This is a genomic window from Pseudomonas sp. AC255, assembly GCF_979258175.1.
In genome coordinates this window covers 5,743,959-5,765,046 of sequence record NZ_OZ409841.1, presented here as the reverse complement: position 1 = coordinate 5,765,046, position 21,088 = coordinate 5,743,959, and the positions used below count along the sequence as shown (strand labels likewise).

The 21,088-nt window shown below is 62.9% G+C and carries 17 protein-coding genes; 3 read left to right on the top strand and 14 right to left on the bottom strand.

Annotated features, from left to right (window positions below; translation table 11 throughout):
• Positions 1 to 89: 89 nt before the first annotated feature.
• On the top strand, positions 90 to 1,496 hold the full coding sequence (locus ACZZ0K_RS26005; protein ID WP_095181345.1) for an adenosylmethionine--8-amino-7-oxononanoate transaminase: 1,407 nt from the start codon (positions 90 to 92) through the stop codon (positions 1,494 to 1,496).
• A 144-nt stretch (positions 1,497 to 1,640) separates the two neighbouring features.
• Entirely contained in the window at positions 1,641 to 2,360 is a 720-nt protein-coding gene (locus ACZZ0K_RS26000) for a 16S rRNA (uracil(1498)-N(3))-methyltransferase (protein ID WP_056786439.1), read from the top strand.
• A gap of 175 nt (positions 2,361 to 2,535) precedes the next feature.
• Here the strand turns inward: ACZZ0K_RS26000 and trhA are convergent, their stop codons facing one another.
• A complete protein-coding gene (gene trhA, locus ACZZ0K_RS25995; RefSeq protein WP_323619797.1) occupies positions 2,536 to 3,153 on the bottom strand; it encodes a PAQR family membrane homeostasis protein TrhA in 618 nt (205 codons plus the stop codon).
• Between the two features lie 140 nt (positions 3,154 to 3,293).
• On the opposite strand from trhA, the gene ACZZ0K_RS25990 reads away from it, so the two are divergent.
• On the top strand, positions 3,294 to 4,214 hold the full coding sequence (locus ACZZ0K_RS25990) for a LysR family transcriptional regulator (RefSeq protein ID WP_056786436.1): 921 nt from the start codon (positions 3,294 to 3,296) through the stop codon (positions 4,212 to 4,214).
• A gap of 198 nt (positions 4,215 to 4,412) precedes the next feature.
• Here ACZZ0K_RS25990 and madM read toward each other — a convergent pair whose 3' ends face one another.
• The 13 genes from madM to ACZZ0K_RS25925 all read right to left on the bottom strand — a co-directional run bounded on the left by madM (position 4,413) and on the right by ACZZ0K_RS25925 (position 21,079).
• A complete protein-coding gene (gene madM / locus ACZZ0K_RS25985) occupies positions 4,413 to 5,177 on the bottom strand; it encodes a malonate transporter subunit MadM (protein WP_041476796.1) in 765 nt (254 codons plus the stop codon).
• 5 nt (positions 5,178 to 5,182) lie between these two features.
• Complete coding sequence (gene madL / locus ACZZ0K_RS25980; RefSeq protein WP_463559643.1) at positions 5,183 to 5,575, bottom strand: malonate transporter subunit MadL; 393 nt, start codon at positions 5,573 to 5,575, stop codon at positions 5,183 to 5,185.
• A gap of 67 nt (positions 5,576 to 5,642) precedes the next feature.
• Positions 5,643 to 6,563 carry a malonate decarboxylase subunit epsilon gene (gene mdcH / locus ACZZ0K_RS25975; RefSeq protein ID WP_252884956.1) on the bottom strand — a complete coding sequence of 307 codons (921 nt, stop codon included), beginning with the start codon at positions 6,561 to 6,563 and terminating at the stop codon, positions 5,643 to 5,645.
• Entirely contained in the window at positions 6,560 to 7,180 is a 621-nt protein-coding gene (locus ACZZ0K_RS25970; RefSeq protein ID WP_252879031.1) for a malonate decarboxylase holo-ACP synthase, read from the bottom strand. Before ACZZ0K_RS25970 ends, mdcH begins: the two co-directional genes overlap by 4 nt.
• Positions 7,174 to 7,959: a biotin-independent malonate decarboxylase subunit gamma gene (mdcE, locus tag ACZZ0K_RS25965; protein ID WP_258707297.1), complete on the bottom strand. Its 786-nt coding sequence runs from the start codon at positions 7,957 to 7,959 to the stop codon at positions 7,174 to 7,176. Before mdcE ends, ACZZ0K_RS25970 begins: the two co-directional genes overlap by 7 nt.
• Complete coding sequence (locus ACZZ0K_RS25960; protein WP_258707298.1) at positions 7,956 to 8,807, bottom strand: biotin-independent malonate decarboxylase subunit beta; 852 nt, start codon at positions 8,805 to 8,807, stop codon at positions 7,956 to 7,958. The genes mdcE and ACZZ0K_RS25960 overlap by 4 nt, the downstream gene beginning before the upstream one ends.
• Entirely contained in the window at positions 8,800 to 9,099 is a 300-nt protein-coding gene (locus ACZZ0K_RS25955) for a malonate decarboxylase subunit delta (RefSeq protein WP_056786420.1), read from the bottom strand. The genes ACZZ0K_RS25960 and ACZZ0K_RS25955 overlap by 8 nt, the downstream gene beginning before the upstream one ends.
• Positions 9,099 to 9,956 (bottom strand): triphosphoribosyl-dephospho-CoA synthase, encoded by an 858-nt coding sequence (locus ACZZ0K_RS25950; protein ID WP_258707299.1) that lies wholly within the window; start codon positions 9,954 to 9,956, stop codon positions 9,099 to 9,101. Before ACZZ0K_RS25950 ends, ACZZ0K_RS25955 begins: the two co-directional genes overlap by 1 nt.
• Positions 9,956 to 11,626 carry a malonate decarboxylase subunit alpha gene (gene mdcA, locus ACZZ0K_RS25945; RefSeq protein WP_016772750.1) on the bottom strand — a complete coding sequence of 557 codons (1,671 nt, stop codon included), beginning with the start codon at positions 11,624 to 11,626 and terminating at the stop codon, positions 9,956 to 9,958. The genes ACZZ0K_RS25950 and mdcA overlap by 1 nt, the downstream gene beginning before the upstream one ends.
• Before the next feature lie 252 nt (positions 11,627 to 11,878).
• Positions 11,879 to 12,349: a chemotaxis protein CheW gene (locus ACZZ0K_RS25940; protein WP_071172230.1), complete on the bottom strand. Its 471-nt coding sequence runs from the start codon at positions 12,347 to 12,349 to the stop codon at positions 11,879 to 11,881.
• Positions 12,342 to 18,269 (bottom strand): hybrid sensor histidine kinase/response regulator, encoded by a 5,928-nt coding sequence (locus tag ACZZ0K_RS25935; RefSeq protein ID WP_463559641.1) that lies wholly within the window; start codon positions 18,267 to 18,269, stop codon positions 12,342 to 12,344. The genes ACZZ0K_RS25940 and ACZZ0K_RS25935 overlap by 8 nt, the downstream gene beginning before the upstream one ends.
• Positions 18,270 to 18,280: 11 nt before the next feature.
• Positions 18,281 to 20,329 (bottom strand): methyl-accepting chemotaxis protein, encoded by a 2,049-nt coding sequence (locus ACZZ0K_RS25930; protein ID WP_041476807.1) that lies wholly within the window; start codon positions 20,327 to 20,329, stop codon positions 18,281 to 18,283.
• 210 nt (positions 20,330 to 20,539) lie between these two features.
• A complete protein-coding gene (locus tag ACZZ0K_RS25925) occupies positions 20,540 to 21,079 on the bottom strand; it encodes a chemotaxis protein CheW (protein ID WP_016772745.1) in 540 nt (179 codons plus the stop codon).
• Between the last annotated feature and the right edge of the window lie 9 nt (positions 21,080 to 21,088).

Here is a 21,088-nt window from a genome sequence, read left to right as displayed (position 1 = left end):
CACAATGGGTTGTTCCCGCGCGATGCATTGCATAGGCTTGCGCGATTGTTCGCCCGCGCCTGACGCGAGCCGCCTCGAGGAGACTGTAAATGGGCCTGAATAACCAGTGGATGCAACGCGATCTCGCGGTGTTGTGGCATCCCTGCACCCAGATGAAAGACCACGAACAGCTGCCGCTGATCCCGATCAAGCGCGGCGAAGGCGTCTGGCTCGAAGACTTCGAAGGCAAGCGCTACCTCGACGCAGTCAGTTCCTGGTGGGTCAACGTGTTCGGCCACGCCAACCCGCGCATCAACCAGCGCATCAAGGATCAGGTCGATCAACTCGAACATGTGATTCTTGCCGGTTTCAGCCATCAGCCGGTGATCGAGCTGTCCGAGCGCTTGGTGAAGATGACCCCGCAAGGCCTGAACCGGGTGTTCTACGCCGATAACGGCTCGTCCTGCATCGAAGTCGCGCTGAAGATGAGCTTTCACTACTGGCTCAATCGCGGCCAGCCGAACAAGAAGCGCTTCGTCACCCTGACCAACAGCTATCACGGCGAGACCATGGCGGCGATGGCGGTCGGCGATGTGCCGCTGTTCACCGAGACCTACAAAGCGCTGCTGATGGACACCATCAAAGTGCCGAGCCCGGATTGCTACGGCCGGCCCGACGGCATGAGCTGGGAAGAACACTCACGCAATATGTTCGCGGCCATGGAACAGACGCTGGCAGAGAATCATGACAGCGTCGCGGCAGTGATCGTCGAGCCGTTGATTCAGGGCGCGGGCGGCATGCGCATGTATCACCCGGTGTACCTCAAGCTGTTGCGCGAGGCCTGCGACCGTTACGGCGTGCACCTGATCCACGACGAAATCGCCGTCGGCTTCGGCCGCACCGGAACGATGTTCGCCTGCGAACAGGCCGGCATCCGCCCGGACTTCCTCTGCCTGTCGAAAGCCCTCACCGGCGGCTACCTGCCGCTGGCCGCGTGCCTGACCACCGACGAGGTCTACAGCGCCTTCTACGACGACTACCCGACCCTGCGCGCCTTCCTCCACTCGCACAGCTACACCGGCAACCCGCTGGCCTGCGCGGCGGCATTGGCGACCCTGGATATCTTCGAGCAGGACAACGTCATCGAGAACAACAAAGCCTTGGCTCAGCGCATGGCCTCGGCGACTGCGCATCTGGTGGATCACCCGAACGTCTCCGAAGTGCGCCAGACCGGCATGGTCCTGGCCATCGAGATGGTCAAGGATAAAGCCACGAAAGAGGCCTACCCTTGGCAGGAGCGTCGTGGCTTGAAGGTTTTCCAGCATGCACTGGAACGTGGTGCGTTGTTGCGGCCGCTGGGCAGCGTGGTGTATTTCCTGCCGCCGTATGTGATCACCCCGGAGCAGATCGACTTTCTGGCCGAAGTGGCCAGTGAAGGTATTGATATTGCTACGCGGGACAGCGTCAGTGTTGCGGTGCCGAAAGACTTCCATCCCGGCTTCCGCGATCCGGGCTGATCTATTTCACTTAAGCTTCAGCGGTGAACGGACTACCGTCATCGCTGGCAAGCCAGCTCCCACAGGTCCTGCGCAAGTCCTTGTGGGAGCTGGCTTGCCAGCGATAGGGCCGCCAGACTTTTACACTTTTTACAGAGACCCCGCATGAGACTGTCCCGCTTCTTTATCGACGCCCCGCTGAGCACTGGCGAACACGAACTGCCGGAGGCCCAGGCGCATTACATCAGCCGCGTCCTGCGCATGGCCGAAGGCGATGCGGTGCAGTTGTTCGACGGTTCCGGCCATGAGTTTCGCGGATCGCTCGTCGAAGTCGGCAAGAAGCGCGTGGTCGTGCAGATCGACGAGCAGTTCGCCGGGCAAATCGAATCGCCGCTGCAGATCCACCTCGGCCAGGGCCTGTCCCGGGGCGAGCGCATGGACTGGGCGATTCAGAAAGCCACTGAACTCGGCGTGACGCAAATCACCCCGATCTTCAGCGAACGCTGCGAAGTGCGGCTCAAGGACGAACGCGCCGACAAGCGCTTGCTGCACTGGCGCCAAGTGGCGATCAGTGCCTGCGAACAGTGCGGGCGTTCACGGGTGCCGGTGATTCATCCACCAGTATTGCTGGCGGACTGGCTCAAGCAGACCGAAGCCGAATTGAAACTGGTGCTGCACCCGGTGGCGGAGCCGTTGGTGAGTCATGCCAAACCGGCGACGCTGGCGTTCCTGATCGGACCGGAAGGTGGCTTGACGGACGGCGAAGTCGAGCAGGCCAAAGGCAATGGCTTCCACGCCGCCCGCCTCGGCCCGCGCGTGTTGCGCACCGAGACCGCGCCGGTGGTGGCGTTGGCGGTGGCCCAGCAACTGTGGGGTGACTTCTAAGGCCCCTTCGCGAGCAGGCTCGCTCCCACATTGGATCTAGGGTGTTCACAAAACCAGAGTTCACTGAAGATTTATTGTGGGAGCGAGCCTGCTCGCGAAAGCGGTGTTTCATTCAACGAAGGTGTTGGCTGACCTGACGCCTTCGCGAGCAGGCTCGCTCCCACAGGGATTGCATTTACAGGACGTAAAACATAATCGCCACAAAGTGCAGCAAACTCCCGGCAATCACGAACAGATGCCAGATGCCATGGGCATGCCGCAGCCGGTGATCCAGGGCAAAAAAGATAATCCCCACCGTATACAGAACCCCTCCCGATGCCAGCCAGGCAAACCCCGCTGTGCCCAGTGCGGCAATCAGCGGTTTGACTGCGACCAGCACGATCCAGCCCATCACCGCGTAAATCACGATCGACAGAATCCGCGCTTCGGAACGCGGTTTGATCTCTTGCAGGATGCCGATCAGCGCCAGCCCCCAGACAATCCCGAACAGCGTCCAGCCCCAAGGCCCGCGTAACGTCACCAGACAGAACGGCGTGTAGCTGCCGGCGATCAGCAGGTAGATCGAGAAATGATCGACCTTCTTCATGATCGCTTTCTTGCGCCCGCGCACGCTGTGGTACACGGTCGAGGCGCTGTAGAGCACCAGCAAAGTGAAGGCGTAAATGGCTACGCTGACGATCTTCCACGGACTGCCGTCGAGGCTGGCAATCACCAGCATCCACACGCCGCCGATAAACGCGGCGATGGCCCCGACCAGATGGGTCCAGGCGTTGAGTTTTTCCCCGTGATACATGTATTGCTCACCTCACATTCGTTACCGCAGCGCGCAAGGCTCGGGCCTTGAGCGTAAAAGCGCAATGTTTCTGTTCAACCTCGCCTGCGCGGCCCGCGGGAATTGGGCACAATCGGCGCATTAAAAAAAGAGTCCGCGCCATGCTGATCGACGAAGAATTGACCCTGAAAAAACTCGAGGTGTTCCTCGCCTTCATGCGCACCGGCAACCTCGCCCGCGCTGCCGCCGAACTGCAGACCAGCAACGTCAGCGTGCACCGCGCCATTCACTCTTTGGAAAACGCCCTGCGCTGCCCGCTGTTCAAACACGAAGGGCGCAACCTGACGCCGCTGGAAAGCGCTTATGTGCTGGAAGAACGTGCGCAGAAGCTGATCAACGACGTCGTCGACAGCGTGCGCCTGACCCGCGAAGCCGCCGGGTTCTCCGCCGAGCGCTTCAAGCTCGGCTCGCTGTATTCGCTGACGGTGAAGACCGTGCCGCAGCTGATCATGGGCCTGAAAATCCGCCGCAGCGAACTCAACATCGACCTGATCCTCGGCTCGAACATCGACCTGCTCTACAAGCTGAAAAACATGGAAGTCGACGCGATTCTGGTGTCGCTGGACGACAGCATCAACGACCCCGATTGCGAACAGATTGCGCTGTTCTCCGACGACATCTTCCTCGCCACCCCGGCCGATTCAAAATTTGCTCAGCGCAGTGAAGTCGATCTGGCGGAAGTGCGTGATGAAACCTTCATCACCCTGACCCAGGGCTTCGCCACGCATCAGGACGGTGTGCGGGTATTCAAGCAAGCGGGGTTCGAGCCGAAGGTGGCGATGCAGGTCAATGACATCTTCACCCTGCTGAGCATGGTCAGCTCGGGGGTGGGTTATGCGTTGCTGCCGGGAAGGATTGCGGCGGTGTACGAAAATCGGGTGAAGCTCATCCCGTTGCAGGAGAAGTACCGGTTGCAGCAGCACATTGGCGTGGTGTTTCTCAAGGCCAAGGAGCGTGATCCGAATTTGTTGGCGTTGCTGGCGGAGTGTCGGATGTATGCCAATCGGCAGGCTGGGGTTTAGATCAAGATCAAAATCAAGAGCTACCCCCTCACCCCAGCCCTCTCCCCCAAGGGGTAGAGGGGGAAAGGGAGCAGATCGGGGGCTTTTTCAGAACCTGAGTTCGACTTAGAAATTTCAGGTCGATGTATAACGCCAAAACAACTCGGTCAGTCCCCTCTCCCTCCGGGAGAGGGTTAGGGTGAGGGCAGCTTAAATTGACTAACCCATCAATCCGCGCATCGCCAGAAACAACAGCGAAGGCCCAAGCAGACACCCGAGCGCGGTGTAGAACGCCGCCGTCAGGCAACCGTACGGCACCAGCTTCGGATCGGTGGCCGCCAGGCCTCCGGCAACGCCGCTGGAGGTGCCCATCAAGCCACCGAAAATCACCGCGCTGCGCGGATTGTTCAGGCCGATCATCGGTGCCACGAACGGTGTCATCACCATCACCAGAATCGCCTTGATCAGCCCCGCCGCAATCGACAGCGCCATCACCTCGGAACTGGCACCAATCGCCGCGCCGGTCACCGGGCCGACAATGTAAGTCACGGCACCCGCGCCAATGGTGGTCAGGCTCACCGCATCGGTGTAGCCGAACGCCATCGCCACGCCGACCCCGGCGACGAACGAGGTGCCAACGCCGACAAACAGCGCCAGCACACCGACGAATCCGGCGCGTTTGAGCTCATCGACACTCACGCCAAACGCCGTCGCCACAATCGCGAAATCCCGCAGCATCGCACCGCCGAGCAGGCCGATGCCGGACAGCAGGGGAATATCCACCACGCCCTTCTGCCCACCGGTCAGTGCGCCGCCGATATACGACAGCACCAGCCCGAGCAGAATGGCGATCGCCGAACCGTGCAGACGGCCCTTGGTGAAAGTGTTGGACATCCAGTAGGACACCCACATGGTCAGGCCGACAATCAAAAAGCCGCTGATCAAACCGTAGCCGGTGATCACTTTCATCATTGATTCGTACATGGCGATTACACCGCAGTCTTGGCAGGAGCAATCGGCGTCTCTTGCTTGTTGCCCATGCGCGTCAGCACCGGCACCAGGGCAAAAGCGATCACTACGGCGAGGGTGCCGGCGAGAATCGCCATCGGCCCGCCCTTCAGCGCACCGTAGACATTCTGCTGCGCGGCCATGGCGACCACGATGGGGATGTAGATCGCGCTCCAGAACTCCACGCCCTGCTCGGTCTTGCCCTTGAGCCAGCCGCTCTTGTAGAGATAGCTGCCCAGGCCGATCAACAGCAGCATCGCAATACCGACACCGCCGACATTGGCCGGCACGCCGATCAGCTTGCCGAGCAATTCACCGACCCAGATACCGACCAGCGTGCAAAAGGCGAGAAATGCCACACCGTAAATAATCATTGTTGTAGTCCTCAAAGTGCATCGTCGAATGTTGTTTTTGTTGTTCGAAGCTTGAGTCGCGGCGGTTTTAGAGTTGGCGGCCACCCTCCTCGCGCAACAGCGCTTGCAGGGTATCGAGGCGGGCACTGTCGAAGGCAGTGACGGTGCCCTGCTCGAACACCCGGCGCGCCAGCCCGGTCAGCACCGCACCGGGCGGCAGTTCGATCTGTAGACGTACGCCGCGCTCGTAGGCGCTTTGCACGGTGCCGCGCCAGTCCACCACGCGGCACATGTTGAAAGCGAGGTCGTCACGCAGCGCTTCGACTTTGCTCACAGGGCGGGCGCGGCTGCCGCTGAGATAGCCGATCCGTGGCGTTTTAAGTTCGACCCTGGCGAAGGCTTCGGCAAGCGCCTGCGCCGGTTTTTCCAGCAATGGGCAATGCGACGGCACGCTCACCGCCAGCCGTTTCGCCACTCCGGCGCCGCGACTGCGTGCCAGTTCGGCCACCGCGTGCATGGCCTTGTCGCTGCCGGCAATCACCACTTGGTTATCGGCGTTGATGTTGGCCAGATACACCGGCGCATCTTCGCTGTGCACTTGCGCCAGCAGCGTTTCGACGGTGGATAACTGCAAGCCGATGATCGCGGTCATGCCGTAGCCCTGTGGATAGGCCTGTTGCATCAGCTCACCGCGCAGGCTGACCAGATGCAGCGCATCGCTGAAACTCAAGGCCCCTGCCACCACCGCCGCCGGGTAGGCGCCGATGGACAGGCCGGCGACGTAATCCGCGCTCAGTTCATCCTGCAATAACTGCCGCGAAGCAGCGACACCGGCGATCAGCAGGCACAGCTGAACCGCTCGTGTCGTGCGCAATGCCTCGGCACAATCCAGCAGCAAGACATCCTCGCCGAGCACATCACTGGCCTCGACCAGCGTTTCCCTTGGCAAACGCTGGAGCATGCCCGCTTGCTGCGCGCCTTGGCCGGGAAACACCAACAGGCTGCTCACGCTGCCTGCTCCTGCGGGTTCCACGGATCCGTCACCAGACAGGCCTGATAAGCATTTTTCAGCAGCACTCGGGACGAACCGCTGGCCCATTCACGCAGCGCCACCGCGCCGAATGGCGTCTGCAATTGCATGTCGACTCGGCACACAGTCTGATCAAATAGCGCGACCAGTTCGCGCGCCTGATCACGGCCGATCATCTGCGGCGCACGCAGAATCAGATCGAGATCACTGGCCGCATGCATCGCTGCAAAACCACTGGCCAATTCAAATCCGACACTGCCGCTGACACCCCAGACCCAACGGCAGTCATCGAGCATCGGCCGCAGTTGTTTGAGCGCCTGCATCACCGGCAGATCTCGCTCGCACTCAATATGACAAAGGGCTTCGGGACTGACCCGACAGGCAATCGAATCCAGCGCCATAAACGCCGCCAGCCGCTGCTCGCGCAACACACCGCGCACACCGACCGCGACCTGACCTTCCTCGCTCAAGGCCCGGCGCACCACCACCGGTTGCCCGGCCGCCAGCGCCGCGATCGCCCACTGCGGCGCATCCGCCGGCAACTGCGCCGGGGTCATGCCCCAGAGCAGATCGTGGGCCAGGGGCAGGTTCACCACTGCGCCCTCAGCAGTTCGCGGACGCGGCTGGAGGCGGCACGATTACTCGCACCAAGGCGCCCTTTCAAATCTGTGCTGGTCACATCGTTGATCGCTTGCTTGAGGCACTCAGTCACGCGCGTCAGATCTTCCGCCGTCGGTTGCTCGATCTGCTGCACCGAGAGGGTTTCCCAGAGCAGGCCGAGGCTGGCGTAGCTGTCGATGTCGTAGGCCATGGGCGGCACGCTGGCGGCCAGCGCTTCCAGTTCTTCAACACTGCGCAATGTCACCCGCGCCGCCGAGGCCTTGCCCATCGCGTGCACCATCACACCGGGATCGCGCAAAGCAATCAGGCGATTGGCCTGATAACCGTGAGCGAGAAACGCACCCGACATGGCCTTGCCCACCAGTAGCGCAATCACCGGATGCCCGGCCAGACGCGCACGAGCATAACTGTCCGCCGCGCCGGCCAGCGCCTGATGAATGCCGAGGGCTTCTTCGCGGCGGCCATACGCCTGGCTCGGCACATCGACGATGGCAATGATCGGGCGCTTCTTCGCGTTGTCGCGGTCGGCGCTGATCGCGTCATCCACAGCCTTGGCCAGCCCCCAGCCTTCGAGCAAACCGACTTCGCCGTTTCGGGCGCGGGGGAAACGATTGTCCGGGTCGGCGACCACGGCGATAAAACGCCCGAGCTCAGCGTCGGCCGCTTTCAATGACGGCGGCAACCCTTCGACGCTTTCAGCGCCGGTGCTCAAGGCGTTGAACCAGTGCAAACCGCGCAATGAATAACCGCTCATGAGCGCTCTCCTTGATACAGATCGCGAACCACCGAAGGCTCGATTTGCGCGTTCGTGTCCAGGCTCGCCAAGCGTTGCAGGAACCACTCGGCGCGTTGACTGCGTGACTGTGCCGGCAAGCCTTGCTGGAGCAATTCACCGACCTGCTGACGAATTTGCGCCACGTCATCGCCGACATAACGGTCCACCAGCCCCGTGTTGAAACGCTGCTCGCCGCCGGTCAGGCTCCAGATGAAGGGCCGGTCGCGGGAGTCGTATTCCTCGATCCCGGCTTCCTGCTCGATTACCTGCGGGCCGTTCAGGCCGAGACGTGCTTCCTGGGTCACCAGCAAATAACTGCACAGCGCTGCGGCGATCGACATGCCGCCGAAGCAACCGACACTGCCGGCGACCACGCCGACCACCGGTTGGTATTGCTGCAAATCGACAATCGCCGCGTGAATATCGGCAATCGCCGCCAGCCCTAGATTGGCTTCCTGCAAGCGCACGCCGCCGGTTTCCAGCAGCAACACGGCGCGGGTGGGGATGCCGTTGCGGTTGTCTTCAGTGGCCAGTTCCAGCGCACCGGCAATCTTCGCCCCGCCGACTTCGCCAAGGCTGCCGCCCTGAAACGCACCTTCAATCGCTGCGATCACTATCGGCAGACCGTCAAGACTGCCCTTGGCGATAATCACGCCGTCGTCGGCTTGCGGCACTACACCCTGGCGCTCGAGCCACGGCGACATGACCCGTTGAAACGGATCGAGCAGTTCGCGAAAGGTCCCGGCGTCGAGCAAGGCTTTCGCCCGCTGCCGTGCGCCAAGTTCGACGAAGCTGTGTTTGTTGAGCAACGCTGCGCTGTCAGTCATGGCCGATCTCCTCGAAACCCTGTTCCAGACGCAAGCGCACCACCCCCGGTGTCGCGCCGAAATCGTGGATATCGATGGCCATCGCCGGCGGCGTGGTGCCGTCGAACATCCGCGCAAACAGGTGTTGCCAGCGCTGCTGCGCGCCGTTGACCGAGGTCTGCACGTTGATCGTCAGCTTGCCGGCCAGACCCGGTTCGATCAGCACTTCCAGATCACCCGAGCCGACACAACCGACCAGCGCCCGCCCGCGTGGCGGCTGCCCGGCGGGGAATTCAAACGATAGGCTTTCCATCAAAACGCTCCCTGAACAATGCCGTCGCGCTCGATGCGATCGAGCAGCAGCGTGGCCGCGAGCAAGTCAGCGGCGCCACCGGGCGAGGCATTCAATGCGATGAGTTGTTGATCCAGTTCGTGCAGGCGCCGACGACCGCTGAGGCTGGCGCTGCCGCCGGCATCAAGCACCGCTTGCGCGCCGGCCTGCATGGCGTGCAGACCGGGCTCGCCGGCGCGGTAAAGCACGCAGGTGTCGGCCAGCTCGGTCATGATCGCCAGCAACGCATCAAGCCGGGCGTTCTGTTCGCCGTGGCCGTTGGCGCGGCTTTTGTGCAGTTGCGGCAGGCCGCGTTGCAGCACGGACGGGAAGCCGAGTTGCGCTTCTTCCCGAGCGCCACGTGCGCCGTAACGCTGGGCGACTTGTGCGCCGTGGCTGAGCGGTGTCGGTGCGTAGCGGTCGTCGAGCAGTGCCAGGCGTGCGGCACACAGGGCGATGGATTTCGGTTGCAGCGCGGCGGCCGTCACCAACAGCCCCAATGCCCAGATCGCACCGCGATGGGTGTTGACGCCGTTGGTGGTCACGAGCATGGCTTGCTCGCCTTCACGACCGATGCGGCCAATCGCTTCGCGCAACGGCACACCGACTTCACCGGTCTCCAGCGCGGCCTCGGCCATTTCCTTGAATGCCGGCCACAAGGCCAGCGCCGACGCGTGCATCAGGCCCAGGTGCAGATCGGTGTGTGCGCCGTTGCCACGACGGTCGACCAGCGCCGGTTTCGGCGACAGATCGGCTTCGTCGATCAGCGCGTCCACCGCCAGATCGGCCAGGCGTTCGGCCAGGGACAGCGGTTTCGCTTGCAGGTTGAATGCGTGCATTACCAGCTCCTGAATTTGGCGGGCGGGTTGTACAGGCCACCGGACCACTCGACCAGATCGGCGACGCTTTTCGCCGCGAGCAATTCGCGCGTGGCGTCGGTGCGGCGGATGCCGAGGTCTTCGGGCAAGGCGATCAGGCCTTCGCGGCGCATGCGTTCGGTGTCTTTCGGGTTGTGCCGCAGGCCGATGGCGGTAACCCCGGCAACCGCTGCGATCATCGCCTGGCGCTCTTCCAGCGAGCGCGCCTTGTAAAGGTAGGCGATGCCTTCTTCGGTGAGCAGGTGGGTGACGTCGTCGCCGTAGATCATGATCGGCGCCAGCGGCATGCCGCTTTTCTTCGCCACTTCCACCGCGTCGAGGGTTTCGACGAAGGTCGGTTTGCCGCCCTCCTGGAAGGTCTCGACCATTTGCACCACGAGTTTCTTGCCGCGTTCGAGCATCGGTTGCGGCCCATCGGCGTGGCGCATGTCCAGCCACGCCGGGGTGCCGTGACGGCGGCCGCGCGGGTCGTGACCCATGTTTGGCGCACCACCGAAACCGGCGAGACGGCCCCGAGTCACGGTCGAGGAATGGCCGTCGCCGTCGACTTGCAACGTCGCGCCGATGAACAGATCCACCGCGTACTGCCCGGCGAGTTGGCAGACCATGCGGTTGGAACGCAGCGAGCCGTCGCGGCCAGTGAAGAACACATCCGGCCGAGCGGCAATGTAGTTTTCCATGCCCAGTTCGGTGCCGAAGCAATGCACGCTCTCGACCCAGCCGCTTTCGATCGCCGGGATCAGCGTCGGGTGCGGGTTGAGCGTCCAGTTGCGGCAGATCTTGCCTTTCAAACCGAGGGATTCGCCGTAGGTCGGCAGGATCAATTCGATGGCGGCGGTGTTGAAACCGATGCCGTGGTTGAGTGACTGCACATTGTGTTTTTCGTAGATCCCGCGAATCGCCATCATCGCCATCAGCACGTGCACAGGCTTGATGTGCCGTGGGTCGCGAGTGAACAGCGGTTCGATGTAGAACGGCTTGTCGGCGACCACGACGAAATCGACCCATGAAGCGGGAATGTCTACGCGGGGCAGTTCGCTGACGTCATCGACCAATTGGTTGACCTGAACGATAACGATGCCATCGCTGAACGCCGCCGGTTCGATCAGTGCCGGGGTATCTTCGGTGCTCGGGCCGGTGTAGATGTTGCCGGCGCGGTCGGCCATGAAACCGGCCGAGAGCACAACGTTGGGGATCAGGTCCACGACGAGGCGGGCGTAGAGTTCGATGTACGTGTGAATGGCGCCGACTTCGAGCAAGCCATCTTCGAGCAATTGGCTGATGCGCAGGCTCTGGGTGCCGGCGAAGGAGAAATCGAGCTTGCGGGCAATGCCACGTTCGAACAGATCAAGGTGCTCGGAGCGGCCGACGCTGGGCATGATCATGTGCAGATCGTGGAGTTTGGCCGGGTCGGCCTTGGCCAGCGAACGCGAGAGGAAATCCGCCTGCTTCTGGTTGTTGCCCTCCAGCACCACACGGTCGCCGGGATGGATCAGCGCTTCGAGCGCGGCGACGATTTTGTCGCTGGGCAGCACCGCGCCATCGGCGAGCCCGCGCACCTTGTCGAGCCGGCGCTGCTTTTCGTCACGCCGCCGCGTCCAGCGCGAGTCGGGGGAAATTGTTGTTGTCATGCTCACTCCACGGGTTCGCTGTCGTGGAGCCAAGTTAGGCGTGTGCGGTGAGGGCATCAATCAAGCTGGGCGGTGAATCATTACGCTGAGCGTAACGTTCAAAAGCTACCCTCACCCTAGCCCTCTCCCGGAGGGAGAGGGAACCGATTGGGGGATGCTTGGGAATGACGCTGACCTGAGCCCGTTGCCGACGCGGAGCGTCCCGGGCTGCATTTCCACGCGGAGCGTGGGAACGATCAGTCAAGCCTTGGATCAGCGGGCCAATCCCGCATCCACCAGTAACTGCTCCAGCCCCAACAAATCCGGCACCTTCGCCACCTGCTCGCCGACCTGCACCGCCGCCTGCTCCAGCGCACACAACGGCACATCCACGTAACTCAACTGACTGTCCAGCTTGTACGACCGAGGAATCCCCTGCACCAACAGGGCGATGAATCTCAGCTCGGGCAAGCCGCCCAAGGCATTCAGAATGACGATCCGCGCCCGTTCGCCGATGACGATTTTCTGCCCGCAGGCCGATTCGAAACTGATCAGCGGAATCTGCCGCTCACGCCACGTCACCCGGCCCAGGTACCACGGCGGCGTGTCGAGATCGAAGGCGCTGGCCTGGTAGTCGATCAGCTCGGCAATGGCGACATTGGGCAGGATCAGGTTGCGATCGGCCAGCGGCAGCAGCAGCCCGGTGAGCTGGCTGGTGCGCGGGTTGTGCCGGTGCTCATGCATGTTTCTTGCTCCACTGGGCGATGCTCTCCAGCAACACCGATTCCTGATACGGCTTGCCGAGGTAGTCGTTGACGCCGATGGCCATGGCGCGGTCGCGGTGTTTCTGGCCAGTGCGCGAGGTGATCATGATGATCGGCAAGTGGCACAGGCGTTCGTCGGCGCGCACCTGGGTGGCGACTTCGAAGCCGTCCATGCGCGGCATTTCGATGTCGAGCAGCATCAGATCGGGCAGGTGCTCTTCGAGCAGCAGCATCGCATCGACACCGTCCTTGGCGGTCAGCACGTTCATGCCGTGACGTTCAAGCAAACGGCTGGTGACCTTGCGCACCGTCACCGAGTCATCGACGACCATAATCAGCAACGGCTTGTGCGGTTCGCTGTCGATCTCCGTGGGCGTCGGTTCCTGCGCCAGGCGCGCCTGCATCGCGCGGATCGGTGCGAGCAGATCCAGAATCAGCACCACCCGGCCGTCGCCGAGAATCGTCGCCCCCGACACGCCCTGCACCGCCGCGAACTGCGGGCCGAGGCTCTTGACCACGATCTCGCGAGTGCCGGCCATGGCGTCGACCAGCACGGCAATGTGGCGGTCGTTGCAATGCACCAGCAGCACCGGCAACGGCAGGTTCTGCCCGAGCAGTTTCGGCCGTGGCGCAGTCTTCAACAGCTCGCCGAGATAGCACAGCTCATACCGCTGGCCGCCGTATTGATAGCTCGGTGGATCGTGACGGAAATGCCCTTCCAGATCATTCGGCAACACGCGCACGATGCCTTCGATGGTGTTCAGCGGAATCGCGTACTGATCCTCGCCGCACTGCACCATCAGTGCGCGGTTGACCGACACGGTGAACGGCAGGCGAATGCGGAAATGCACGCCCTGCCCCGGCACCGAATCGATACTCATGCTGCCGCCGAGCTGACGCACCTCTTCGTGGACCACGTCCATGCCGACGCCACGCCCGGAAATCTGGGTGATCTTTTCCGCCGTGGAGAAACCCGGCTGAAGGATGAACTGCAACACGTCGCGGTCGCTGATCTCGGCGTCGGGCGCCAGCAAGCCGCGTTTGATCGCCTTGCGCCGCACGGCTTCCAGCGGCACCCCGGCGCCGTCGTCGCGGATGTCGAAAACCATGTCACCGCCTTCGCGGGACAGATCAAGGGTGATCTGCCCTTGCGCCGGTTTGCCTGCCGCCAGCCGCACATCGGCGGGTTCGAGGCCATGGTCGACGGCGTTGCGCAGCATGTGTTCCAGCGGCGCGGCCATGCGCTCCAGCACGTTGCGATCCATCTCGCCATCAGCGTTGCCGACGACGAATGCGACGTCCTTGCCCAGCTCTTCGGCGACCTGCCGCACGATGCGTTTGAGACGCGGCACCATGCGTTCGAACGGCACCATGCGCGTACGCATAAGGCCTTCCTGCAGCTCGGTGTTGATCCGCCCCTGTTGTTGCAACAGGTTTTCCGCGTCGTGATTGCGGCGGTCGAGGGTTTCCTTGAGGTCGAGCAGGTCCGAGGCGGATTCGAACAGCGCCCGCGACAGTTGCTGAAGCTGCGAATGGCGGTCCATTTCCAGCGGGTCGAAGTCTTCATAACCGAGGCGTTCGCCATCGACTTGCTGGCGGCTGAGAATGCGCCCCTGGGTTTCGGTGTCGAGGCGGCGCAACTGATCGCGCATGCGCTCGATGGTGGTTTCCATCTCGTTGAGGGCAATCTGCGCATCGTTGACTTGCTGCTCGATCCGCCCACGAAAGATCGAGGTTTCCCCGGCCAGGTTGACCAGTTCATCAAGCAGCTCGGACGAGACCTTGACCATGTCCGCGCCAGCATCGGCGGCCGGTGGCGCAGCCTCGGGCTTGGCCACCGGTGCCGCGACCGGCGCCGCGACCGGCGCCGGCAGCGCTTCAACCTGCACCGGGTGACTGAAATTCTGGATCGCATTGATCAGCCGATCGGCCGGCGGGCACGGTTGCCCGGCGCGCACACCATCGAGCATTTGCGCCAGTCGGTCATGGCCGCGCTGCACCAGCGCGAACAGTTCGGCAGACGGTTGCAGCGCACCGCTAGAGAGGCTTTCGTAGAGAAATTCCAGCTCATGGGCGAGGTCGCCGATCGGGCCGATTTCGACCATCCGCGCGCCACCCTTGAGGGTGTGTAGATCGCGCAGCAGGGTTTCAATCTCCTGACGGTTACCCGGCTCGGCCTGCCAGCGCAACAGCGCGGCGCCGGAGCTTTCGATGATGTCGAAACCTTCTTCGAGGAAGATTTCCAACAGTTCCGGATCATGCCCGGCGTTGTCGTGTTCGACCGCTGCGGGGGCAGATTCGCTGGCGGCCTGGCCCTGACGCAATTGACGGATCGCGTCGATCAGATCCTGCGCCGGGGTCAGCGCTTGATGCGCTTGCAGTTGCTCCAGCATCAGCGCCAAACGCTCGTGACTTTGCTGGAGCAAACCTTCGAGCACGACGCTGTGGCTGTAACGCCGATCGACCAGCCCTTCGTAGAGGTTTTCCAGCTCCTGGGCAAGGTCGCCGATAACCTCGACCTCGGCCATGCGCGCGCCGCCCTTCAGCGTGTGCAAGTCGCGCTGCAATGACGACAGCGGCGCGGCGTTGTCCGGATCCTTGCGCCAGCGCTGCAAGGCTTGCCCGGCGCTGTCGAGAATGTCCACCGCCTCTTCGAGGAAGATTTCGACGATCTCGTCGTCAGGCTCAAGGGCGGCAACCGATTGCTGCAATTGCGCGGTGGCGCTGCCCAGTTCGCGAATGTCCAGGGTGCGGCTGCCGTCGCTGCGGATCAGGCCCATCGCCGCCGGGTCGAGGCCTTCGTCGAGCAGTTCCTGCAAGGCACGAATCCGCTCCGGTTGCGCGGTGATTTCCTGGCCGGCAGCGAGTTCGTCGAGCATGTTGATCAGCGCTTCGTGGGCCAGTTGCGCTTCGTGGAAAAACCGCTCACTGACCGCCAGGCTGCTTTCTTCCATCGCGCCATACAGGTCGAGCAAAGCTTCGCAGAGGCCATCGACCGGAAGCAGATCGGCAAGGTGCGCGCCCTCGCCCAGAGTGGTCAGCTCATCGAGCAGAGCGCTGAGTTCCTGGCGCTCGCCGGGGTGCTGCTGCCAGCGCTGCAAAAGGTTTTCGGCGTCGAGGAGGATGTCCATGCCCTGGGCGAGGAAGTTGTTGATCAGCTGCGGATCGCGCTTGAGGCGCAGGCCGCTGTCAGCGCCATCGGAGCTGGCTTGCAGGCGCTCGGCGAGCAGCGCCTCGGTGCGTTTGATCAGCGACTGCGCACCGACAATCGGCGCCAGCGGATCGTGTTTGAGCTGACGCAGGCCGACGCGGAACAGGCCCTCGGCTTCGAGCAGCAGTTCGACCTCGTCCAGATCCAGCGGCAACTGATGCGCCTTGAACTCGCGTGCCAGTTGATCCAGTGAAGCCGCCAGTTCGGCCATCGGCAATACGCCGGCCATCGAGGCACTGCCCTTGAGCGTGTGCAGCGCCCGTTGCAGTTCGTCGCTGGCCGGCAACGGCACCTGTTCGGCGGCCTGATCGAGGAAACGGTTGAGGCTGGCGAGGTGGGTTTCGGCTTCTTTGCGGAAGATTTCCAGCAGCAGCGGATCAAGCGCAGCGACGTCGTCGGTGTCTTCGGCAGCCAGCGGCTCATCGCCTTTGGCCAACGCGTGGGCGCGGGCGGCGAGTTGATCGACATCGTTGCGCTGGCGCTGACGCTGGGTGGCAAATTCGTTGATCAGCTCGGGCAGCAGCAACACGGTGTCGCCGAGCAATTGGCGCAGCACTGCCCCGGGTTCGACGCTTTGTTCGAGCACGCGGTTGAGCAGGTTTTCCACCGCCCAGGCCAGCTCGCCAAGGACCAACGCGCGGACCATGCGCCCGCTGCCCTTCAAGGTGTGAAAGGCCCGGCGCAGTTCGGTCAGCGCGGCGCGGTCCTGGGGATTGGCGGTCCAGCGCGGCAGGTATTCGTGGAGGACCGCGAGGACTTCGTCGGTCTCCTCGAGGAACACTTCGCGCAGTTCATCGTCGACCGGTTCTTCATCGGCTGGCGGCGGCATCAGGCTGTCGGGGCTGTTGCGCGCCGGCGGGTTGAGCGCCGACAGCGGGCTGGCCAGCACTTCGGCCAGCGACTGCACGACGTCAGGGTCGTCGAGCGCTTGCAGATCCTGCATGAGCTGCGCTTCGCTGGGGCTGAGCACCTCATCAAGCACCGGTACTTGCGCTTCGCCGGGCTGCTCGTTGGCAAAGAAGCCGAGGCTGGCAAGGCTGTTTTGCGCGACATCGAGCAGATGCTCGGCGGGCGCCTGCGGGTCGTCGCTCAGGCGTTCGAGGTAATACTCGAGGCTGCTGATCACATCGGCCAGATGATCGAGTTGTTCCCAGCCAGGTTCATGGGCATCGAACATCAAATGCTCGCGAATGAAACCGTTGCAGGCCTCGACCAGACTCGCCGCGCGGGCCAGCGGAATCATCGCCAGCGCGCCGCGCACCTGTGTCAGCAGTTCGGGCAGCGATTGCAGATGCTGGCGGTCCCAATCGGCGTCGATGTAGTCGACGATCATGTCCTTGGCCTGTTGCAGGCAGATGCGCGCTTCCTTGATCACGATCTGATGGATCTGCGTCAGGTCGGTGGTCGGCAGGCGCGCGTCTTCGGCGCTTTGCGTCTCCACCGTGCCAACCATGCCGGCCAGCGTCGCTTCGACGTAGAGCAAGGCCCCGGCGACGTCCATAAGGATCGCGTCGTTCGGTTCGCGCTGGCCCTGAGCGAGGCTGAGCACCACTGCCAGTTGGTCGATGATGACTTTGCGCGGCTGGCCGAAACCCAGCACCGCGAGGGTGTCGGCGATCTGTCGCAGCGGCGCGAGCAGGCTGTCCAGATCCGAGGCGTGCTGGCGGTCGCTGCGCACGAACAGATCGAGGCGCTCCTTGACCCGCACCAGCTCTTCGCACAGCGCCGCCAGCACCGAGCGCATGGCATCGCGGTCGGGGCCGGCGAGGCGCGCGCGTTCTTCATCGACCATCGCGCTGTCGGGCAACGCGTCGTCCAGGGAGTAGTGATCTTTCATGGTCAGCATCTGCCCGGTGGGATGTTCGGCTTTGGCAATATAGAACAACAGGCTTTTCAGCAGCTCGGCCGGCGCCGGTTGATTGAGCCCGACGATGCCCTGCTCGAGCAGGCGCTTGAGCTCTTGGTCGGCGTCCTTGAACAGGCTGCGCAGCGCCGGACTGTTGGCGATGACGCCCTCGCGCATGCCCTCGACCAATGCCGAGGCGATTTGCCACAAAGGGCTCAACGGCGCATCGCCGCTCAGCGCTTCGAGACGGCTGAAGACTTTGGCCAGATAGCCAAGGTGCGTCTGGTCGTCCTGTTCGCGCAGCAGACCGACCAGAGCCATTTGCAGCATCTGCCGCAGTTTGCGCAGCACGTTCGGCAGATCGGGCGGTTCCAGCGCGGCGAGTGCCTCGTCGCCGAGCGGCGCCAGCTCGGGCAGTGGCGGGCTGAACAGGCTGGTTTCCGCTAGCAGGCTTTCACCGCGAGCGCTGCGCAGATCGTTGATCAGCGGCAACACCACCAGCGGCAGGTCGCGGCGGGCGCTCTGCACGCGGTCAAGGTAAAGCGGCAGTTGCCCCAGGGCTTGCAGCAGCAGGTGCAAGGCCTCGTCGCGGTGTGGCACGCGTTGATGTTGCAGGGCTTCGACCAGATGCTCCATTTCTTCGGCGAGCAACGCTGCGCCGTAGAACTCGACCATTTGCAGACTGCCGTGGACCTGATGAATGTACGCCAGACATTCGTCCAGCCCGGGGAAGGCCTGCGGATCGTCGAGCACGGCTTCGATCGCCTGATGCGCCAGCTTCAGCGTTTCGGCAATTTCGCCCTTGACCCATTCCAGGGCCACGTAGTCGTGCCGATCACCCATAACCACTCCACTCACGCTTTATCTGTCGCCGCCGGCAAGGTGAAACCGGACACCGAACGGCGCAACTGACTGGCCATTTTCGCCAGGTTGCCGATGCTCTCGGCGGTGGCCGTGGACCCCGACGAAGTCTGCGACGTGATCTGCTGGATCACGTTCATCGTCAGCGAGATCTGCCCGGCCGAAGACGTCTGCTGTTGCGCCGCGTTGGAAATGCTCTGGATCAGCGCGGCGAGGGTCTTGGACACGCCTTCGATTTCTTCCAGGGCCACACCGGCATCCTGCGCCAGTCGCGCGCCGCGCACCACTTCGGTGGTGGTCTGCTCCATGGAAATCACCGCTTCATTGGTGTCGGCCTGAATCGCCCGCACCAGGGTTTCGATCTGCCGGGTCGCGGCGGATGAACGTTCGGCCAGCCGTTGCACTTCGTCGGCAACCACGGCAAAACCGCGCCCGGCATCACCGGCCATCGATGCCTGGATCGCTGCGTTGAGGGCGAGAATGTTGGTCTGGTCGGCGATGTCATCGATCAGGCTGACGATGTCGCCGATTTCCTGGGACGACTCGCCGAGGCGCTTGATGCGCTTGGCGGTGTCCTGAATCTGTTCGCGGATGTTGTCCATGCCGTGGATGGTGTTGTGCACCACCTCGTTGCCCTTGTTGGCAATTTCCACGGAACGCTCGGCCACCGCCGACGATTCGGCAGCGTTGGCCGAGACCTGATCGATGGACTCGGCCATGTCGCTGATCGCCGTCGAGGCTTCGGAAATCTGCTGGGCCTGTTGCTCAGACGCTTGGGCCAGATGCATGGCGGTGGCCTGGGTTTCCTGCACAGCGGCGGCAACCTGGCCGGCGGTGAGGTTGATGGTCGCCACCAGATCACGCAATTGGTCGACGGAATAGTTGATCGAGTCGGCGATGGTGCCGGTGAAGTCTTCGGTCACCGAAGCGGTCACGGTGAGGTCGCCATCGGCGAGGTCTTCGATTTCGTCGAGCAGGCGCATGATCGCGTTCTGGTTGCGCTCGTTCTTCTCGGCGGTTTCACGCAACTGGCGATTGGTTTCGCGGACCATGACCAGACCGATGAGGATGATCGAGGCCAGCGCCAGCAGGCCCAGCACATAGCCGCCAATGGTGTCGGTGTTGCGCCCGCCGGCCAGATGCTCGAAACCTGTAGCAAGGTGTGAGGCTTCGTCGAGCAGGGTTTGCGACAGGGTGAAGATGTTGCTGGCCGACTCGCGGACCTTGAACAGCTCTGGCGAGGTTTCGAGGATTTCGTCCACCGAGCCGGAGACGAACTGGAACAGCTCGGAGATTTCGCTCAAACGCGCACGGGCGTCGCGGTCTTCGACCTGGCTGATTTTCAGCGCCGGGTTGCCTTGCAACATGCCGTTAAGCACCAGGCCGAAACGCGCGGCATCGCGGCCAAAGGCGTCGGCGGCCTGCTGCGAGTTTTCGTCACCGGCAAGCACCGTGTTGACGGCACCGAGGATGCGTTCGGCAAGCAACGATTGCCGTTGCGCCATTGCCACCTGCGCCGCCGGGGCGCCGCGCTGGAGCAGGATTTCCACGACTTTTTCGTATTCGATCTGCAACTGCGGCACGGTTTCGGCCAGCGTCGCGGCGACCTGATGCAGCGACAGCACGGTCTGTTCGCTGCTGAGGATCGCATCGGTGTTTTTCAACAGGCGCTCCCAGTCCATCTGCACCGCGCGCATTTCCGGGCGCACGGCGACGGGTGCCGGCGGCAGGCCGGTGTTCGGGTCACCCTTCTTCAGGTAGCCCCAGCGCTGGGCAAAATCGTTGCGCGCATCACTGAGCAGTTTGAAGGCGGCCGCCTTGCCCGCCGCCGCTTCGGTGGCGTTCTTGGCGATGCGTTGCGAGAGCACGCGCAGTTCGCCGGCATGGCCGATGTACTGCTTGTCGTAGTTCGCCTGGGTGTTGAGGTACGCGAAGTTGGCGAACAGCAGCATGATGAACACGATCAGTGCGATAAACAGCACGATGATCTGTGCGCGACTGCGCGATGCTTCTGCCGACTTGCCTGTTTTTGCTTTTGTCATCGGTCCTCGCCTATGAAACCTGCCATGGCCCTTGTGGGAGCGAACCTTGCTGGCGAGGGGATTTATCCCCGTTCGGCTGCGAAGCAGTCGCAAAAATATCGCATGCGCTGACAGTGTCAGGCATTGCAGTTTTTGGGGCCGCTGCGCGACCCAACGGGGATAAATCCCCTCGCCACATGGCTCGCGTCCACATGGGTTCTGTTGTTCGTGCTAAAGAGCGACACCCATGAACACCGGGGATCTGGCCAGTGCGAACAGGCTGAACACCCGCCAGTTCTGTTCACGGCGGAAATAGCCTTTGACGAATTCGGCCTTGGAGCCCTGGCGCTTGCTGATCGACAGCGGCTCGAAACTGCCCTGTTCGAAATGCTGCAAGCCGATGACTTCGTCGACCATTACCCCGGCGAACACGTCTTCATGTTCCACCACCAATACCCGCCGTTGTTTGCGCAGCGGCGACAGCTCATGGCCGAAGAAGCCGCACAGGTCCATGATCGGCAGCAGCCGCCCGCGCAGATTGGCGACACCCTTGACCCACGGCTTGACCCCGGGCAACTGGGTGAAGCGCGGTTCATGCAGGACTTCGCTGACTTCGCCCATCGGCGCCACATACCAATGCTCGCCGAGGCGAAAGCCGATGCCGCTCCAGCGATCCGGGCGCGCCGCTTGCGACGGCAGGTCCGCTGCCAGCAGGCGGCAGCGCTGGTCGATCTGCCAGAGCAGTTCGAACGCGGTCAGCGATTCGTTCATGATCGCGCG